Below are 13027 nucleotides of genomic sequence, written 5' to 3' on the forward strand. Positions count from 1 at the left end.
GCTGCTCATTATTGGTTTACTGACTCGCCCTACTGCACTGGTATTGTCCTTTACTATGGTGGTCGCGATTTTCTCGGTTCACATTGGTAACGGTCTGTTCCTTAGCAATAACGGTTATGAATTTGGTTTAGCCCTGTTAGCCGCTACGGTATCTCTGGCCGTGTCAGGTGCAGGTAAACTGAGTGCCGACAACCTGTTAGCCGCACACTTAAAATAAGGAGTTAACGATGATCCGTATACGTAAAGCGCAGGACCGAGGACAGGCAGACTTAGGCTGGTTAAAGAGTCAACATACCTTCTCGTTTGCTAGTTACTACGATCCGCGGCATATGGGTGTGTCTTCCCTACGAGTCATTAATGATGACAGAGTCGCGCCGAGTGCGGGGTTTGAAACTCATGGCCATAAAGACATGGAAATCATCAGTTATGTGATTTCAGGTACCATAGCTCATAAGGACAGCTTCGGTAATATTAAGACCTTACCAGCGGGTGAGTTTCAGTTAATGTCCGCCGGTAAAGGGATTTATCACAGTGAGTTTAATGCATCAAACACTGAGCCACTGCACTTTTTGCAGATCTGGATCCAACCAGACACCTTAGGCATTGATGCGGGTTATCAGCAAAAAGCCTTCGAGCAAACCTCGGCGCTCACAGCCGTGGTCACGCCAACGGGTGAAAATGGCACCTTAAAAGTGCAGCAGGATGCGACCTTATATCACCTAATGCTGGCACCGCAAGAGCAAGTGCAGATGCCGCAACTCAAGCCGCAGCGTCAGCTCTATGTGCAACTGGTGGAAGGTACGCTTAAGGTCAATGACCAAGTACTCACCCCGGGAGATGGCGCGCATATCACCGCCGAAGAAGTGGTTAGATTTAGCGCCACTGACAGCCCAGTCACAGCATTGGTGTTTGACTTAGCCTGATGATGCTTACTGACCAATAAAAAACCGCCAAGGAAACGAGGCGGTTTTTTATTACTCTGTGTATGGTGTATGGCTAAAACAGAACAGTCTCTTCAAGCGCAAACCTATGATAAGGACATGATCAAACTAAAGTTCACTAACACCTGCGCCCTGTCGTTTTGTTTGTCTTCAGCGGTGAGATAGCGGCGTAGTTCATTACGGCGAATGCAATTAAAGCCCTGTTTCTCAAAGAAAGGCCGCGCCTGATAGGAGGCTTCAACTGTGAGTCTTTTAAGGTTTAGCCTTTTCGCCTCTTCGAGTAGTGCCAAGTATAAATGTGTCGCTACACCAGCACGACCATATTCAGGATGAACAAACAGACAATCAACTTCGCCGACTAAGCAATCAAGCTCTTTATCGGGGCACAACCTTAAACTGATAAAACCAACCAGCTTATCGTCTTCAAGTGCAACCCACGTGGTTGTATCTTCTAACTTGGCCAGCCAGTAGGCATCGCTGCGTGCCTCACCTTGATTTTGCGCCCATGCTAAACGTTCTGTCAGCGAGTAATATTCCTGTGCGCCCTCCATAACACTGGCGTTAAATACCGCCGCCACCTGCGCCACGTCCGCAGGAGAAAATAAGCGTATCTGCATTGGAGTCCACTCCTATGGGTTAATCATGACCAATGGGCACACAGGCAGTGCATTCCCATTCAGTTACAGTTTTTTAGTCATATAAAAACTCGGCAACACTTGGCCCAGTTTTTGTTGATAGCTGCGTTGCTGTTGGACGAATCCGAGTTTAATAAACAGCCCACGGGAAAGATAAGACGCATCGGCACTTAATTGGCTGTAACCTTGCTTCCTCGCCCATTGCTCTAACTGTCTGATAGCCAGTTCACCGAGTCCACAGCGCTGCCAATTAGGGTGAATATACAAACTATCGATATATCCCCTATGGCGAAAATCCGTTTCAACATTGATAAAACCTGCACAAATCTTAGTTAAGCTCAGCGCATCTGTCACCAAAATAATCCAAGCTTGGGAACGACTTAAACGTAAATGCCAATGTTTACTGGAACGGGGCGAGGGTGACCAGGCATTTAACTGCGCAGTAGTATAACGCTCATGCTGTATTTGATGAACACAGTGATGAAAAAGCTGACTGACCGCACTTGCATAGCAATGCTGATAAGCGACGACTTCAATTTTCTCGTTAGTTTGGTTAGACATTGACACGGTATGCTCAAATATCATTGCGAGTATTTGCCGTATTTTGCAGTTATTTATTGAGAAGTAATAGCGTTGACGCTTATTTAAGCCAAATACCGCTAAAAACAAAACCGCCTCGAACAAGGCGAGGCGGTTTAGGAACTCATCGCAACATGAATGTTGCTAAGACATCGATTATTTCTTCTCGATTTGACCAACAAACAACAGCTTGTCGAAGGTGCGGTTTAAGGTTTTGCTGGTGAACTGGTTCATCCACATTTGCTCAACCACAGCTACTTTGTCACCTTTCTTGACTTCAGCTTCTGGGCCAGCTGCCCAAAACGTGTTGTCAGCTTCTTTAATTTGAACATAGGTGTAGCCGCCACCATTCATAGTATCAACCACAGTACCTTCATGAACTACGCCCTGTGCCCAAGCACTTGACATACCTAACGCTAATGTTGCTACAGCAGCTAATTTTACCAATTTTGCCATCATGCCTTTTGTTCCTTGTGTTTTACTAATATGCAGCATTAAAACATGCCATAGGTAATAAATCGCCAATCTCTATCACGAAATACAACACTTATCGCAAAAGTAGGATTTTTATCGCTTAGTAGGGAACTCATTTCAATAGCGGTTTTAACATGCCCTCAAGGCCATTGAGTTTTACCTCATAAATCAGCGCTAACTGCTCCCCTAATTTTCCCTTTGGAAAACCTTGTTGATGAAACCACACAAGATAGGGTTCAGGCAATTCGAGTAAGCGGCGGCCAGCATATTTACCAAAGGGCATGACCTGATTTACGGCATCGATAAGCTGTTGTTGATCCATGACAGTATTAGCTTGAACTCAGACAGAAAACTAGATTGAGGATGCTACCCTAATACCCAATGAATGCCTATGGCTAATACAAGCTGAGAACGACTAAGGGGGGATAAACTTAGAGCGAACCGCAGGCTTACCCTGAGTTGATACGGCATCAAGCGTAGATTTTACGCAGATTCGGTCCAAGATTCGCACAATGTGAATACTCAAAACCGTACTCAATACAGAGTCGTTCTTCTTCTCCGTGGGCGTTAATGCTCACACAAGTTCCTTGACTCGCATGCTCATCAACAAAAGTCATGACTCGCTCTAACATTATTTTTGCCAGCCCCACATGCCGATACTCAGGTAAAACAATAAAATCCTCAATCGCCAGATGGTTAGCCTTATCACCATATACGCAGGCTGTTGCCACTATCGCGCAGGTATTTTTTGACTGATCACTCGTTAAGCGAATAGATACCCAATATAAAGGCTGTAACGGATGCCCATCAGCCATCTCAACGCCGATAGAAGGATACCCAGCCGCATCGCGTAGATTCAGCAACTCATGAAATAAAGGAGCAGTTTCAACCAGCTCAAATTCAATAGGCATTGACATTTTAATATCCATTTGGGCATCCCTTCACGAATGGTAGAAAAATCAAGGTGATTAGACGGCATTAATGGGAAAGACTAACTCAACAAGGTGGCAATTTGATGACACTCAAGCTTTATGCAAGACAACTTTCGTTTGAAAAGTAGTCGTGAGAGGCCAATATTTTAATAATATTTTTGCATAAAAAATTAAAATAAACGTTCAAAGTAAACTATACCAAGCCTTAATTTCAATATCATTGCCGCAATGGAGAACAAACATTCATAATCAATTGATGTTAAAAATTCACTAAAAACCTTAATAATCAGATAACTAAAATTCAAAATCGCCTAAGTAACCCCGCTAGCAGAAAGAGTCAAATTAACGGCATATTACATGGTGACGTCAAATATTAATCACGCGACATTTTATAGAAAAACGTCAAAAATCAGATAATTGACCAACATTAACACAGAGTTTACATTCGTTTATGACAACAAGGTGCGGTAAAAAACCATAAGCAACATATTACCGCCCAAGTGATAGCCTAAGCATTGAGGAACTCGTCATGATAGTGTTAGTCGGCGGCGAAAAAGGCGGCAGCGGTAAGAGTTGCCTCGCACAAAATATCGCAGTATTTCTCACCACCGAATGTGGTGCCTCTGTCATCATGGTGGATTGCGATCCACAGCGAACCACATCGGATTGGATCCAAGCCAGAAACAATAATCCGAAACTGGCAAGCATCAACTGTGTACAACTTTATGGCAAGATCCGTAACGATCTTCTGAGCTTAGAACAACACTATGACTTTGTACTCGTTGATTGTGGTGGGCAGGATAATCTTGCATTAAGGGCAACCATGTCAGTTGCATCGCATATATTAATGCCGCTCAGGCCTAAACGCCGAGATTTAAAAACCGTGAGTCATATGGATGATATCGTCGCGACTTGTAAGATGATTAACCCTAAATTACACGCGTCTTTCGTTATCACGCAATGCCCCAACCTTCCCAATCAAGCGAATCGTATTTTAGAGGCTAAAGAGGTCTGTAAAACCTATGATATCAATGTATTAGATGCAATTACCTATAGTCGTAATATCTATGATGACAGTGAAGAGTCTGGATTGTCGGTGATGGAGATAGAACCAAAGGGTAAAGCCGCAGCTGAAATCCGTGCTATCGCCTGTGAAATGTTTCAAGTGGACTGCGCAGCCTCGTTAACGGCCTTACTCAAACCAAGCACACCAATAGCCGCGCATCGTGCCGCTATCAATCAACCTCAGCCGAATCATCTGAGAGGACAATATGGGACTCAGCGACCTCAAGAAAAACGCTATGCCATCTAGGGGAGGCGTCCAGCCCCTCTCCCTCGATGAGTTTATTGATGCCGCAACCCTTTATGCTATGGGAGAAAGTCATATTCCAAGCACGGGCAACTCAGTGGCGGCGATGGAGCGAGTGAAAGAATCACCACTTGAAGTCACCTTGGATACTTCCAATGTGGTAACTTTGCATCGACCACAAACGGCATCAAGATCCCTTGATACCACGATTGACGACGAACGGCCACATTACCGCAAAGCCACATTTTCACTGAGTGAGGCGGCAATAGCCCATTTAGCAACGCTCTCAGAGGAAAGTGATATTTCTAAATCTAAATTGATCCGTTTTTTAATTGAACAACATTATGCTTTGCCAACCGCATTGAGGCAGATGCGCGAACAGCAAATAAAACAAGCTTAATTGCGCACCATCTCCCACCCTTTACCGATGATCTGAATTAATTAGGTCATCGGACTTTTTTTGTCTAAAAAACCGATAAAAAAATTGAGTTAATTTTTTTTACAAATCTATCCTTAATGTACAGCTGAGCTGATTAATGCTATTGATTAGCATCAATAGCCCGAGTATTTAAGGAGTTATTCTTGTTAACACGTTTGTCAATCCTATTATTCGGACTGGGATTAACGCTAGCACCTCCCGCCTTAGCGGAGTTTTCTTTGGATCAAATTCCCCCCTTGCCGAATAAAACGCCAATCACTTTAGTTGCCGAAAAAGGCTTTTGGACTGACTATCTCACCCAGCAAATGCTACCCAAATTCACCGAAAAAACCGGTGTTAAAGTCAATGTGATTAGCACCGAACTTGAAAGCATGTTCGAACTTCAGACCCACGCATTATTAATGGGGGAAGGAAAATACGATCTGCTCACTATGGAGGCTGGCTGGGCAAAAGAATGGGCGGCAAACGGCTATACAGTCCCCCTGTTGGAATTAGCAAAACTCTATGATCCCGATGGTGAAAAAGCGATGGAAAGCTACCTCGAACCCTACTATCCATCATTACTGAATATTTTATCCTACCACGGAGAATTGCACGCAATTCCCTATAATAACTACGTAATGGGAAGTCATTACCGCGCCGATTTATTTGAAAATAAAACCGAACAGTCTCACTTTCAACAACGGTTTGGCTACCCACTCAAACCCGCGACCAACTTTCAAGAATTAGAAGATCAAGCCGTCTTCTTTACGCGAAAAGCGGGTGAACTCCTTGCAGACAAACCATTGACCCATAACTTTTATGGCCTAGCGTTGATGTCGGGTAATAAACCCCATATTAACGATGAGTTTTCCAGCATTATTTGGAGTTTAGGCGGCGTTTGGATGTGGCCTATTTATGATCAACAAAAAAAACTGACTCACTTTGAAGTTCCGAGTGTCAATCAACAGGCAATTACCGCTGGAATAATCTATCGCAAACTAATGCCCTATGCCTATCCTGCTGATGATAAGTTTGCCTTTAATGAAGCCGCGCATGCTATGGCGACGGGACAGGTAGCCATATGGCCCTTTGCCTATAACAACCTTTGGCCAGCCTCTTTTAAAGTTGAAGCCAATATAACTGGTGCTCGACTTGGAGTATCTCAAGTCCCCGGAGGAACTCCTTACAACGGTGCCTATGCCTTTGCGGTGAGCTACGACAGTAAAAATCCACAAGCCGCCTATTGGTTACTCAAATATATGGGCACTTTTGAAGCCCAATATGCCTATGCACTTGGCGGCGGAAATCCATGCCGAATGGATGTCGTTACGGCTCCCGAATTTAAACAAGCTTCAAAAAGGTCTGTTGCTGGTGCATTTGAGGCAAGCCACATTGCTAACTTGTTCTGGTCGACTAAAGTATTGGAAGTAGGACACTTTACCACTACAGCAATGGGGCAGATTTATCCAGAATTAAGCCATGCTTGTTATGCCGCAAGTCAGCATGAAGCCAATAGTACAGATATTTTTATTGAGTTAAGCACCAAAATTAAACATTTGCAGAACACCTACGGGGAAGTCCCTGCAATCGACAAGAAAAACAAATGAACTCAAAACGACTGACCAGTCTTAAACAGAAAATTACGCTAGCCTTCTATATTATTCTCGGCATGGCGTCACTCAATGGCATTATCGCTATCCTATTGTCACAACAATTGAGAACTGAAATTGAGCAACTGGTAAATAGTGATGTCGTGAAAGTCACCACTGCGCTGCAACTAGCGAAAAACAGTGAAAGGTTGCAAATTATCACCACAGAATTAAACCACTATGATACTGAGCAACAACGACTGTCCCTACTTTCAGAGTTAACTACTCAATGGGAGCATTTGTTAAAAGATACAAAGGTATTACTAAGTCTTGAAACCACTCCTGAGATGTATCAAGCCCTAAACACAACGATCGATACTCAGCTTTATTATCAGCAACAACTCCCATTGCTCAATACGCTTACAGACAGTGCTTTACAGGCAAAGTTACAGGCACAAAATATTCAAACAAATTTGGCCGGTATGTCATCAGCATTTTCTGATGAAATGCAGACTCAACTGAATCAGACCCATGAACGTTTCGCTCTATTAGTTGACCATAAAGATCTCAGTGGAATTACCGACAATCAGATAGAACATCAAGCTATTTCGGAATACCTGCACCAAGGTGAGCACCTGTTTGTGTTATTAGATGAAGTAAAAAATACCCCAAATATAGCGACGTTAAATCACCTTCAACGGGAAGCGATGCGGCGACTTATTCAAATGGAAAATATCGTCGCGTCTATGCATTCGAGTAATACAATTTATCTCAACTGGTTATCGCAAATAAAACAAAACATGGTTGGCAATGACAACCTATTTGAGCTATCCCGTAATGCCTTAAAAAGTACTCAAATAGCCAATGCTCATTTTGGCTATCAAGCCAGTGCAGCGAGGCAAATAGCAACCTTCACCCAAGAGTTAGTCAACCATGTTGAAGATGAAATTCAGATCGCAGGCACCGATCTCAAGAGTGATAGTACCTCGTTTGTCATCCTCATCTTTTGTGGAGGTATTCTTTATTGCTTTTTTATCTGGCTCACCAGTTGGCACTTTATTGCTAAAGGTATTATCAAACCCGTGATTGAGACTCGTGATGCAATGAATGCCATCGCCAATGAAAAACTCGATACCCAAATGCCGATTACCGATAACCTTGAACTGCAACAAATGGTGAGTTCACTTGAAACCCTAAAAACCTATGCAGCTCAAGTTAAAGCGATGGCGGAAACCGATGGACTCACTGGATGCTATAATCGCCGCTATTTAGATAGCCAAATACTAAAAGAATTGAGTTACGCCAACGATCATAATATGCCATTGAGTATTGTGATGTTCGATTTAGATCACTTTAAGGAATTTAATGATCAATATGGCCATGTGGTCGGTGATCAATGCTTAAAACAGATCGTCGAGGCCACCAAAGCAATTCTACAACGTCCCACAGATATTCTAGCTCGCTATGGTGGTGAAGAATTTATGTTACTCTTGCCCTCAAGCCATATTGAAGATGCTTACAAAATTGCCGAACATCTGCGCGAAACCATTATAGACTTGCATATTCCCCATCAAGGCTCATCAAACATGGGGATTGTCACCATTAGCTTAGGAATTGCCTGCTGGCAACCTCCGCAATTACTCGATGCAAACAAGCTGATAAGCCATGTTGATGAGGCGCTCTATCGTGCCAAACTAGCAGGGCGAAATCGCACAGAAGTCTTCATTGGCACTCACTAACACCACTCATCCCGCATTAAGCCGCTCACTGAAAGCGTTTTATTTTTAACCAAAGGATTGAGTTCAGTACGCTCAATCCCCATTAGCTAATATAACTGACACCAATAACACACTGAGGGACTATGCTCGCCAGTTTAACGATTCTAATATTTGGCCTCAGTGCGATTGCTTGGTTGGCCTCCAGTCGTTGGCGCAAAAACCTCCGTCGTAAACAAGTGATGGCAAGCCCCTTTCCAAAGACTTGGCGAGCAATACTAAAAAGAAGACTTCCATTTTTTCATGCATTACCTGCAGATCTTCAATTGCAACTTAAACGTCATATTCAGGTATTTTTAGATGAAAAGCATTTTGTTGGCTGCGATGGTTTACTCATAACCGATGAAATTCGAGTCACTATTGCTGCCCAAGCATGCCTACTGCTACTTAATCGCAAGACCGATTTCTACCCTAAACTAAGACAAATTTTGGTCTACCCCGATGCATTTATAGTCGACAGCCAACGACAAGATCCATCAGGCTTAATCAGGGAGCAACGTAACGTACTCGCTGGAGAATCATGGGAGCAAGGACAAGTAATACTTTCATGGAAAAATACGCTTGAAGGCGCTGCCAATCCACACGATGGCAACAATGTTGTCATCCATGAGTTTGCCCATCAATTAGATCAAGAGGATGGCCACGCCAATGGCGCCCCAATTTTAGCTCGTGGCCAAGATTATCTGTCTTGGTCAAGCGTATTTAATCAAGCATTTAATGAACTAGTTGAAGATACTGCCGTCGGTAAACCAGCCCTATTTAATGGCTACGGGGCTACCAACCCAGCAGAATTTTTTGCCGTAGCGACCGAAGTTTTTTTTGAAAAACCAGCAGAACTCAACCAAGAACATCCAGCACTTTATCGAGAGTTAAGTCATTTCTATCAAGTCGATCCGCTCAATTGGCACTGATGTCATTACAAAGTAATAAACACAAGGAATACCCTATGACAATAGCTAAATACAAACATCTTTCAGCCACTTCGCATAATGCCACTCGGCAAAATTCAAGTCGATTCTGTACCACTATGTTCATTCTTGTTGTGGTAGCGTTACTCTTCAGCTCGAATAACCATGCTAATGATAATAATGCCATCATACCAGCAACAAGCGGCATATCAGTCCCATCTGCCGATGAACAAGCCGCAGCTCAAGTACTTGATCAATTGAATCAATATTCCAGTAGTGCCGATTGGGATAAATATTTTTCACTGTATCGTCAGGATGGGATTTTTATCGGAACAGATGCGAATGAGCGCTGGGGAATGGCAGAATTTGAACACTATTCCCGTCCCACAAAAGGCTGGCGCTACGATTTAACTTCGCGCCATTTAGTGCAGCATGGTGATGTAATTCTGTTCGACGAACTGCTCAATAGTCCGAGTTATGGCGTGAGTCGTGGTACAGGAACATTAATCAAAACCAATGGAGAATGGAAAATAGCTCAATATCATTTAAGTTTTCCCATCCCCAATGGTATAGCGAAAAAAATCACTGCTGAAATTAAAAAAGCACAGTAAATCGTTATTTTAAGGACACGGTAAAACACACATTTGCCAGCTGTGAGAAGTGGATGAAAGCTTGAAAATCCACTTCTGTAAAACACCTCTCAGATGGTCCTCTATCTGCATAATAAAAGCCGATCACTTTATTATCCACCAACAAGGGTGCCACTAAAAAACCCGACTCTGGCAATTGCACTTTCAACTCACGACATTGTTCTAGCCATTTTTTGGCACTCGGATTATCAACCCAAAGTGACTCCTTATGCTCCATCGCCATTGGAAATAACCCCTTCTTATCTCCAAGTTCGATAATAAATAATCGCTTCATTTCCTCTGCATCTCTGCCAAGCATAATCCTTGGCTGTAGCTGTTTACGGCTAGGAGACAACAGCAACACACCACAGCGATCAACTCCAACCCCCTCTAAAATACCCTCAAGTACGGTTTGCATGATTTGATTAAAATCGGCTTTATTGATTGCAAAAGCTGTAAGCTCACGCAGTTTAGCTAATTGGATATTTAAATTGGCAGCAAAAATCGGTAGTTCTACTTCAGGCAAACGAGACTCAAGCTTATCGAGCCTCTTGGGATCAGGTAGATAGTCAATCAACACTTTAGCGCCATAGGCTTCAGCTAATTTATGGGTCGCCTTGGTACAACGCTGCATTTTTAAGGTAAATTCACTCTCATCCAGCCCGGTAAAGTTAGCCGCTTGAGTTATAAATTTCTCAAGATCGATCTGATCTGGTATCGCCACTGAGAGCGTTTCGCAAAGTTTATCCGCTAAAAATATACAGCGTATTTCAGGACGAGCGTCATCGGGATTATTTACCGCTTGGATCAATAATTCCCCCAATCCCCAATGGCGAGCAATACTCTGGGTTAGCTGTGAAAAAGAGGTACCTAATGATTCACGAATAAGAGTTCGCTCTTCTGCTGGAGTTTCACATTTCGTTAATTGGCTATCGAGGGTTTCGGTAAATTCTCCCCCGATACTCCAAAACGCACTCTCACCAATATGAAAAAGCAAACAGGCTATAAAGGCCTCCTCTTGAATATCATCATCATAATGACTCAGCATCATCCGAGTTAACATGGCAGCTTGAAATGCCTTAGCCATTAATTTGATTAATCTTTGATATACTGAAGGCGAGAGGTTTTTACTTTCTAACAAGCTAGATAATAATTGTGCAGTGATACAAATATTACGAACTGCATCAAAACCAAGCACAATAGCGGCTCTGCTTACAGTAGAAATTTGCGTACTGCCCTTATGGTAAATAGCGCTATTTGCGACCCGTAAAATACGTGATGTGAGGGCGTTATCATGCATCACGCTACGCCCTAATAAGGCAAGTGAAGAAACGTCATCCTTGGCAAGCTTTTCTAACGTTTGGACGGTGGAACAAAGCGCTGGCATTTCCAACTCACTTATCCGTTTTGTCCAATAATCAACCCCTTTATTAGTATTATTAGGTTTCAACCTAGCTTTCCCTTGATGGTTTAATGTTATTGTTTTTAGTATAGATAGGCTTAAAAAATTCGCCTTGCATCTGGTTCACAATTCAACGATTGATTTTTAAATCCACAATAGGCTGAACTGAAAACAAAGAAAAGCCCAAGGTTTAACTTGGACTTTAATCAATTACGCCTGCAGATGTAATTTAAAAACCCGCAGTACTTTATCAATATCCTGGCGCGAGATATCTTTATGGGTAACAAAACGTATGGTACGTCCAGGACTAATCAAAATGCCCTCATTACGACAGCGTTGCGCTAAGGCCTGTTCATCAATATGAGAAGCTAAGGTTGCAAACACCATATTGGTTTGAACGGATGGCAAGTCAATTTCAAACTCATCTAATAGGCTTAACTGTTGGGCCAGATATGCAGCGTTTTGATGATCATTTGCCAATCTTTCAACTTGCGCAGTTAGAGCTAACTCCCCCGCAGCTGCTAGAATCCCAGCTTGACGCATACCGCCACCAAGCATTTTTCGCCAACGCGTCGCTTTTTTAATGAGGCGTTCATCGCCTAAGAGTAACGATCCGACTGGCGCGCATAATCCCTTTGATAAACAGATCGAAACGGAATCAAAGTGTACGGCGATATCAGCAATAGCGATCCCTTGTGCCACTGCGGCATTAGCCACTCTTGCACCGTCTAAATGAATTTTTAAACCGCGCTGAAAAGCCAGTGCCTGCGCATTGGCAAGATAGGTTTGGGGCAACACTTTCCCCCCGATAGTATTTTCCAAACTCAGCAAGCGCGTTCGGGCAAAATGAATATCATCAGGCTTGATTGCCGCTTCAATTTCGCTAAGAGCAATAGTCCCATCTAGTTGATTTGTTAGCGGTTGAGGTTGAATACTACCTAACACCGCCGCACCACCACCTTCAAATTTATAGTTATGAGCTTGCTGACCGCATAGATATTCATCCCCGCGCTCACAATGCGACATCAAAGCCAGTAGATTGGCTTGGGTGCCAGATGCCGTAAAAAGTGCTCCCTCAAAACCAAACATCTCGGCGGCCATGTCCTGTAAACGGTTAACGCTCGGATCATCACCATAAACATCATCACCCACTTCAGCCCTCGACATGGCTAAACGCATTGCCTCAGTAGGCTGGGTTACAGTATCACTGCGTAAATCTATCATTTTGTCCTCAACTTCTTCTGCCTATCCCCTATGCGCATGTCAAACACGCCTAGCGACTCTAGCCTTAAAGGAAAAAATTGTATAGCTTGCTGACATAGCTGCCGATAAAACATACAACCTAATGCAAAATTTAATCTGATATAATTGATTTATATCGAATAAATGGCAAAACTTGGCGTTATAACGTTTAAAAGCTACAATAGCCAACT

At 43.1% G+C, this 13027-nt stretch carries 15 protein-coding genes; 8 read left to right on the forward strand and 7 right to left on the reverse strand.

Going from position 1 to position 13027, the window contains the following annotated elements; genetic code table 11:
• Positions 1 to 217, forward strand: a 217-nt coding sequence (locus SHEWPOL2_RS14615) for a DoxX family protein (protein ID WP_037429398.1), incomplete at its 5' end; no start/stop codon positions are given.
• A gap of 10 nt (positions 218 to 227) precedes the next feature.
• Entirely contained in the window at positions 228 to 923 is a 696-nt protein-coding gene (locus SHEWPOL2_RS14620; protein ID WP_037429403.1) for a pirin family protein, read from the forward strand.
• A gap of 104 nt (positions 924 to 1027) precedes the next feature.
• Here SHEWPOL2_RS14620 and SHEWPOL2_RS14625 read toward each other — a convergent pair whose 3' ends face one another.
• The 5 genes from SHEWPOL2_RS14625 to SHEWPOL2_RS14645 all read right to left on the reverse strand — a co-directional run bounded on the left by SHEWPOL2_RS14625 (position 1028) and on the right by SHEWPOL2_RS14645 (position 3558).
• The gene (locus SHEWPOL2_RS14625) at positions 1028 to 1558 is read right to left on the reverse strand and encodes a GNAT family N-acetyltransferase (protein WP_037429406.1); all 531 of its coding nucleotides are present in this window, start codon (positions 1556 to 1558) and stop codon (positions 1028 to 1030) included.
• A gap of 63 nt (positions 1559 to 1621) precedes the next feature.
• Positions 1622 to 2137: a GNAT family N-acetyltransferase gene (locus SHEWPOL2_RS14630; RefSeq protein ID WP_037429448.1), complete on the reverse strand. Its 516-nt coding sequence runs from the start codon at positions 2135 to 2137 to the stop codon at positions 1622 to 1624.
• Between the two features lie 174 nt (positions 2138 to 2311).
• Entirely contained in the window at positions 2312 to 2614 is a 303-nt protein-coding gene (locus SHEWPOL2_RS14635) for a hypothetical protein (RefSeq protein WP_011622005.1), read from the reverse strand.
• A 127-nt stretch (positions 2615 to 2741) separates the two neighbouring features.
• On the reverse strand, positions 2742 to 2951 hold the full coding sequence (locus SHEWPOL2_RS14640; protein ID WP_011622004.1) for a DUF3820 family protein: 210 nt from the start codon (positions 2949 to 2951) through the stop codon (positions 2742 to 2744).
• 148 nt (positions 2952 to 3099) lie between these two features.
• Complete coding sequence (locus tag SHEWPOL2_RS14645; RefSeq protein ID WP_037429408.1) at positions 3100 to 3558, reverse strand: GNAT family N-acetyltransferase; 459 nt, start codon at positions 3556 to 3558, stop codon at positions 3100 to 3102.
• A 532-nt stretch (positions 3559 to 4090) separates the two neighbouring features.
• Here SHEWPOL2_RS14645 and SHEWPOL2_RS14650 point away from each other — a divergent pair.
• The 6 genes from SHEWPOL2_RS14650 to SHEWPOL2_RS14675 all read left to right on the forward strand — a co-directional run bounded on the left by SHEWPOL2_RS14650 (position 4091) and on the right by SHEWPOL2_RS14675 (position 10174).
• Entirely contained in the window at positions 4091 to 4873 is a 783-nt protein-coding gene (locus SHEWPOL2_RS14650; RefSeq protein WP_037420721.1) for an AAA family ATPase, read from the forward strand.
• Positions 4833 to 5270, forward strand: a complete 438-nt coding sequence (locus tag SHEWPOL2_RS14655; RefSeq protein WP_037429410.1) for a hypothetical protein — start codon at positions 4833 to 4835, stop codon at positions 5268 to 5270. Before SHEWPOL2_RS14650 ends, SHEWPOL2_RS14655 begins: the two co-directional genes overlap by 41 nt.
• 200 nt (positions 5271 to 5470) lie before the next feature.
• Positions 5471 to 6898, forward strand: coding sequence for an extracellular solute-binding protein (locus SHEWPOL2_RS14660; protein ID WP_235522191.1), 1428 nt, complete (start codon positions 5471 to 5473; stop codon positions 6896 to 6898).
• Positions 6895 to 8619 carry a GGDEF domain-containing protein gene (locus tag SHEWPOL2_RS14665; protein WP_037429411.1) on the forward strand — a complete coding sequence of 575 codons (1725 nt, stop codon included), beginning with the start codon at positions 6895 to 6897 and terminating at the stop codon, positions 8617 to 8619. The genes SHEWPOL2_RS14660 and SHEWPOL2_RS14665 overlap by 4 nt, the downstream gene beginning before the upstream one ends.
• Before the next feature lie 122 nt (positions 8620 to 8741).
• Positions 8742 to 9566 carry a M90 family metallopeptidase gene (locus tag SHEWPOL2_RS14670; RefSeq protein ID WP_037429412.1) on the forward strand — a complete coding sequence of 275 codons (825 nt, stop codon included), beginning with the start codon at positions 8742 to 8744 and terminating at the stop codon, positions 9564 to 9566.
• Positions 9567 to 9682: 116 nt separating this feature from the next.
• Positions 9683 to 10174, forward strand: coding sequence for a nuclear transport factor 2 family protein (locus tag SHEWPOL2_RS14675; protein WP_081990944.1), 492 nt, complete (start codon positions 9683 to 9685; stop codon positions 10172 to 10174).
• Positions 10175 to 10178: 4 nt separating this feature from the next.
• Here the strand turns inward: SHEWPOL2_RS14675 and SHEWPOL2_RS14680 are convergent, their stop codons facing one another.
• Together SHEWPOL2_RS14680 and ltaE are read right to left on the reverse strand one after the other, a co-directional pair.
• Positions 10179 to 11642: an HDOD domain-containing protein gene (locus SHEWPOL2_RS14680; RefSeq protein WP_037429413.1), complete on the reverse strand. Its 1464-nt coding sequence runs from the start codon at positions 11640 to 11642 to the stop codon at positions 10179 to 10181.
• A 162-nt stretch (positions 11643 to 11804) separates the two neighbouring features.
• The gene (gene ltaE, locus SHEWPOL2_RS14685; protein ID WP_037429415.1) at positions 11805 to 12818 is read right to left on the reverse strand and encodes a low-specificity L-threonine aldolase; all 1014 of its coding nucleotides are present in this window, start codon (positions 12816 to 12818) and stop codon (positions 11805 to 11807) included.
• Between the last annotated feature and the right edge of the window lie 209 nt (positions 12819 to 13027).

Origin of the sequence: Shewanella sp. POL2 (genome assembly GCF_000282755.1) — a bacterium.
In the GTDB taxonomy this organism is placed as follows: domain Bacteria; phylum Pseudomonadota; class Gammaproteobacteria; order Enterobacterales; family Shewanellaceae; genus Shewanella; species Shewanella xiamenensis.

Bases quoted from the DNA above. Each gene is read 5' to 3' on its own strand.
- SHEWPOL2_RS14620 (WP_037429403.1), top strand. From the start codon at position 228: ATGATCCGTATACGTAAAGCGCAGGACCGAGGACAGGCAGACTTAGGC.
- SHEWPOL2_RS14625 (WP_037429406.1), bottom strand. From the start codon at position 1,558: ATGCAGATACGCTTATTTTCTCCTGCGGACGTGGCGCAGGTGGCGGCG.
- SHEWPOL2_RS14630 (WP_037429448.1), bottom strand. From the start codon at position 2,137: ATGTCTAACCAAACTAACGAGAAAATTGAAGTCGTCGCTTATCAGCAT.
- SHEWPOL2_RS14635 (WP_011622005.1), bottom strand. From the start codon at position 2,614: ATGATGGCAAAATTGGTAAAATTAGCTGCTGTAGCAACATTAGCGTTA.
- SHEWPOL2_RS14640 (WP_011622004.1), bottom strand. From the start codon at position 2,951: ATGGATCAACAACAGCTTATCGATGCCGTAAATCAGGTCATGCCCTTT.
- SHEWPOL2_RS14645 (WP_037429408.1), bottom strand. From the start codon at position 3,558: ATGGATATTAAAATGTCAATGCCTATTGAATTTGAGCTGGTTGAAACT.
- SHEWPOL2_RS14650 (WP_037420721.1), top strand. From the start codon at position 4,091: ATGATAGTGTTAGTCGGCGGCGAAAAAGGCGGCAGCGGTAAGAGTTGC.
- SHEWPOL2_RS14655 (WP_037429410.1), top strand. From the start codon at position 4,833: ATGGGACTCAGCGACCTCAAGAAAAACGCTATGCCATCTAGGGGAGGC.
- SHEWPOL2_RS14665 (WP_037429411.1), top strand. From the start codon at position 6,895: ATGAACTCAAAACGACTGACCAGTCTTAAACAGAAAATTACGCTAGCC.
- SHEWPOL2_RS14670 (WP_037429412.1), top strand. From the start codon at position 8,742: ATGCTCGCCAGTTTAACGATTCTAATATTTGGCCTCAGTGCGATTGCT.
- SHEWPOL2_RS14675 (WP_081990944.1), top strand. From the start codon at position 9,683: ATGTTCATTCTTGTTGTGGTAGCGTTACTCTTCAGCTCGAATAACCAT.
- ltaE (WP_037429415.1), bottom strand. From the start codon at position 12,818: ATGATAGATTTACGCAGTGATACTGTAACCCAGCCTACTGAGGCAATG.